This is a genomic window from Sphingomonas sp. CD22 (genome assembly GCF_034556155.1).
Classification (GTDB): domain Bacteria; phylum Pseudomonadota; class Alphaproteobacteria; order Sphingomonadales; family Sphingomonadaceae; genus Sphingomonas.
The window spans coordinates 1-1,133 of the sequence record NZ_JAYDYX010000022.1; the positions used below are offsets into that span (position 1 = coordinate 1).

General features: G+C 70.2%; 1 protein-coding gene. It reads left to right on the forward strand.

What is annotated here, in order from left to right:
- The first annotated feature begins 176 nt into the window (after positions 1–176).
- Positions 177–1,109, forward strand: coding sequence for an IS110 family transposase (locus tag SFC76_RS19570; protein ID WP_322851087.1), 933 nt, complete (start codon positions 177–179; stop codon positions 1,107–1,109).
- Positions 1,110–1,133 lie beyond the last annotated feature (24 nt).

Here is a 1,133-nt window from a genome sequence, read left to right on the forward strand (position 1 = left end):
CCCAACTGGGCCCCCGTGTGTCGCAGATGTGCGATAAGGATGGCGGGCGGGAGACCGTTGGGCCCCTGGCACGGTGATGCCGCAGTCCGGCTCGGTTCCCCGCCCGCGTTGGTCACACACCTGAACAGTTGCATGAGGCTGCTGACACCAGACCTCGCACCACGGGGACAGGCATCATGACATTACACCCGGACGTCATCGGAATCGATATCTCGAAAGACCATCTCGACATCCACGATGCGGAGAGCGGCACGGGCTGTCGCATCGCCAACACCGCCGCGGCGATCGCGGATTGGGTGGAGCGGCTGGCACCGCGCGCCTGCCAGATCGTGATGGAAGCCACCGGCCGCTACGATGCGGCGCTGCGCGCAGCGCTGGCCGCCGCCGGTATCGCTTATGCCCGCATCAATCCCGAACAGGCCCGGTCTTTCGCGCGTGCCACCGGCCGGCGGGCGAAGACCGATGCGATCGATGCCCGCATGCTCGCCGAGTTCGGCCGGCGGCTCGCGCCGCGGGCCGCCGCGCCGGACGATCCCGCCCGCGCGCGGCTCACCGCGCTATCGCGCCGCCGCGACCATCTCGTCGCCTCCCGCAAGCAGGAACGCACGCGCCGCAGCGAAGAGACAGAGCCGCTCATCGCCGCCGACCTCGACCGCCATCTCGCCTGGCTCGACACCGCCATCGTCGATCTCGACCGTGCCATCGCCGCGACGATCCGCGCCAGCCAGACGCTCGCCCAAGAGGCAGCCCTGCTCCGCTCGGCCCCCGGGATCGGTCCGGTCGCCGCCACCGTGCTCACCGCACACATGCCGGAACTCGGCCGCATCGACGCCAAAGCCGCCGCCGCGCTCGCCGGCCTTGCCCCCTACAACAACGACAGCGGCGCCTTCCGCGGCAAGCGCTCGGTCCGCGGCGGGCGCACCCGCGTCCGACAGGCCCTCTATATGGCCGCCCTCGCCGCCGCACGATCCGACACCGTACTCGGCCGATTCCATCAGCGCCTGCGACACGCCGGCAAGCCACCCAAACTCGCCCTCATCGCCGTCGCACGCAAGCTCCTCACCATCCTCAACGCCATCATCCGGCAGCAAACACCCTTCGCCCGATAGCCGTGGCTACACAGTTGCCGGCCT